Below are 3,485 nucleotides of genomic sequence, written 5' to 3'. Positions count from 1 at the left end.
AAGCGCAAACGCTTGCCTCCAATCTCCCAAGAGAGAAGAAATAATATTTCCTGATCTTCAATTGGTGTAACGGTTAAAACCTTCTTGTAATTATCAAGTTCGCCATTATCAATTATCAATTAATGAATATCCATCTCATCTGGCGGGGTGCTTCAATAAATGAATTGCCATTCATCAACCAACCCCACCAGACTACAAAAAGTCAAAAAGGTAAATATTACTCAAAATATTAAGTTTTGTAAAAAAATGAGATAAACTTGCTAAAGTAATGAATGACTCTTTAATATAAATAACAAAACTTTTATGAAACTATTGATTTTAGGTGCTACTGGTACTCTTGGAAGACAAATAGTACGTCGCGCCCTAGATGAAAATTATGAAGTACGCTGTTTAATCAGAAGTTATAGTAGAGCATCCTTCTTAAAAGAGTGGGGAGCCGAACTAATAGGAGGAAATCTCTGTAAACCTAAAACTCTCATACCAGCATTGGAAGGAGTTGATGCAGTAATAGATGCCGCAACCTCCAGACCAACAGACTCTCTGAGTATTAAACAAGTAGACTGGGAAGGAAAAGTCTCACTAATTCAAGCTCTAGTAGCTCAAGGTGTAGAACGTTTCATATTTTTCTCCTTTTTAAATGCAGAAAAATATCCCCAAGTTCCCCTTCTAGAAATTAAGCGATGTACAGAACTTTTTATTGCTGAATCTGGCTTAAAATACACAATATTAAAACCCTGTGGCTTCCTGCAAGGATTAATAGGTCAATATGCAGTACCAATTTTAGATAAGCAAGCAGTCTGGGTACCTGGTCAAGGAACAGCTATTGCATATATGGATACTCAAGATATTGCTAAATTTGCTGTCCGCTCTCTTTCAGTTCCCGAAACAGAAAATAAAAGCTTTCCAGTAGTAGGACCTCGTGCTTGGGATGCCAATGAAATTATTCGGATGTGTGAACGACTTTCCGGCGAAAAGGCCAAAGTAACTCGCACTAATATTAACTTGTTGCGTATATTCCGTCAATTTACCAGGTCATTTCAATGGGGTTGGAATGTGGCAGATAGGCTAGCTTTTGCAGAAGTATTAGCCAGTGGTCAGCCTTTAACAGCTTCAATGGATAATGTTTATCCTGTATTTGGCATTAATCCTGAAGAAATAACCACCCTAGAGTCTTATCTACAAGAATACTATAGTCGGATTATGAAAAAATTGAAGGAAATAGAATACGAGCAAGCCAAATCAGGAAAAACAACCTCTAAAAATAAACCTTTCTTCTTCTAAAGCTTCTAACACCAATCCACATCAAGGATGTCACAAATAGTTTCAAATAATACAAACTATAATATCTGAAATAATTTCCTGAAATTAATGGAGCGTCAAAGTTCTGATTCTATAAAATCTAACTTTTGACTTTTGACTTTTGACTTCCGTGAAAGGTATCATAAACATTCAACAGAAATATAGTCATATATAGTTAAATATAGTCTTTTGTCTCCAGAAATTTGGGCAAACATTGAGATAATTTAACTTTGTCGGTAATAATAGAAAATCAAATAGCCTCAAGAGTCAGCGATCTGAGTTCAATAGGGTGAAATTCCTGGGCTGACACGCTACCTCTAGACACATAAGAACCTACGTCCAAGCATCTGTCAGTTTGACCAAGCAGAAATTGAATCAGAGAGATAATCATGCAAAGAGGAACACAAAAAGCAGTCCCAAATGTCTTTGACCATGGGATAGAGGGTGTTGTAGTTCACCCAGTCAGGGTAAAACTGGCAAAATAAGGATATGTCTTATGTGACTATATTTTTATGAACTATAACCACCCTGAACTAGATTGAACTAGATTTTTTCGAGTGTCAAAAATAGGAATAATTTATAACGATGCTAAACCCATAGCTTGTCGCATAACTAATGAATTAAAAGACAAGCTAAAAGGTGATGGCTATGACGTTCATGTCACCATTGGGGCGGAGGGAATTTTAGGTTCTCCTAATTTAGAACGTCCTGTATGTCATACTCCGATAGACCAGCTAGTTCCTTCTGGTTTTACAAAGGATATGAAATTTGCCATTGTCTTAGGAGGAGATGGTACTGTTTTATCTGCATTTCGGCAAGCAGCACCTTCGAGTATCCCACTTCTAACTGTCAATACAGGTCATATGGGTTTCTTGACTGAAACTTTTGTCAATCAGTTATACCCAGCTATTGAACAGATTCTAGCAGGAAACTATGAAATAGAAGAACGGACTATGCTAGAAGTACGTCTGTTCCGAAATGATGAATTATTGTGGGAAGCTCTTTGTTTAAATGAAATGGTTTTGCATCGGGAACCGATGACTTGTATGTGCCATTTTGAAATTAAAATTGGTAGGCACGCTCCTATAGATATTGCTGCTGACGGTATTATTATTTCTACTCCCACTGGTTCTACTGCTTATTCTTTATCCGCAGGTGGTCCTGTTGTGACTCCAGGAGTTTCAGTTTTACAGCTCTCACCTATTTGTCCCCATTCTCTTGCATCCCGCGCTTTGGTTTTTGCTGATACTGAACCTGTAACTGTTTTTCCAGCAAGTCCAAATCGTCTGATGATGGTTGTAGATGGTAATGGAGGATGTTACGTTCTTCCAGAGGATAAGGTATGGGTGAAACAATCACAGTATAAAGCACGTTTTATTCGACTCAAACCACCGGAGTTTTTTCACATTCTCCGGGAGAAACTGGGATGGGGACTACCACATATTGCCAAGCCAACTTCTGTGGAACTGCCTTAAATTGATATACTTTCCGGTACAGTTCAAAACCTGCAAAAAACTTGGTTTCTCTTATACTGTGTAGTTGATGCCTAGAGTTTTTATATGCACCAGCATTTGTGTGGAAAAACCCATAACTAAGTTTTTAAGGAAGTTGAATACCTTTGCACTTTTTTGAGTATAACACAAAATCGCCCCTTTCAAAGCTATCCCCGATCAGGAACTCCTGAAAACCTTGTGGGAGGGTCGGGAGAGGGGGAAGAGGGGGAGAGGGGGAAGAGGGGGAAGAGGGGGGAGTAAAAATCTTATCTGCATTTCTCACTTCTTTATGTCTAATTCAATACACTATTTCTCAGAAAAAAGCTGATTCAAGACCTAAGCATAACTGACTGAACTTGTCAAGTTTTATGTTAAGAAAGATGTTTATAAAGCATAGCTTTCAAAGGTAGGGCTGTTTCATTCTTGGTTAAGACTGATTCAGAGATTAGGAAGATAGGGAAAATGTCCAGCTCATAGTCTTGATTTTAGCTTTACTTAATCGCCTTTTGCTTTCTCTTGGCCTATAAGAGCTGATTGTCCTCAAATATTGCCTTGAAGTAGTTAAAGTAATTTAGGAATGAGAATTAAATCAAGTCCAGAATTTTTTTTAAGTACTCACATACATGATATGGAGCTTAGGCAATCCAACTTGTTTAAATAATAAAACCCTCATTCTTTAACCAAATTTTCAGA

2 protein-coding genes are annotated in these 3,485 nt (G+C 37.6%); both read left to right on the top strand.

The genetic code is table 11. The features are described 5' to 3' along the window. Positions 1-303: 303 nt before the first annotated feature. Positions 304-1,281 carry an SDR family oxidoreductase gene (locus F6K22_RS36105; protein WP_293109444.1) on the top strand — a complete coding sequence of 326 codons (978 nt, stop codon included), beginning with the start codon at positions 304-306 and terminating at the stop codon, positions 1,279-1,281. Between the two features lie 575 nt (positions 1,282-1,856). Continuing rightward, on the top strand, positions 1,857-2,774 hold the full coding sequence (locus F6K22_RS36100) for an NAD(+) kinase (RefSeq protein WP_293109442.1): 918 nt from the start codon (positions 1,857-1,859) through the stop codon (positions 2,772-2,774). Positions 2,775-3,485: the final 711 nt, after the last annotated feature.

The organism is Okeania sp. SIO2F4 (assembly GCF_010672385.1).
In the GTDB taxonomy this organism is placed as follows: domain Bacteria; phylum Cyanobacteriota; class Cyanobacteriia; order Cyanobacteriales; family Microcoleaceae; genus Trichodesmium.
Note: the sequence above shows the minus strand (reverse complement) of the source record. Positions and strands in the feature narration are given on the sequence as shown.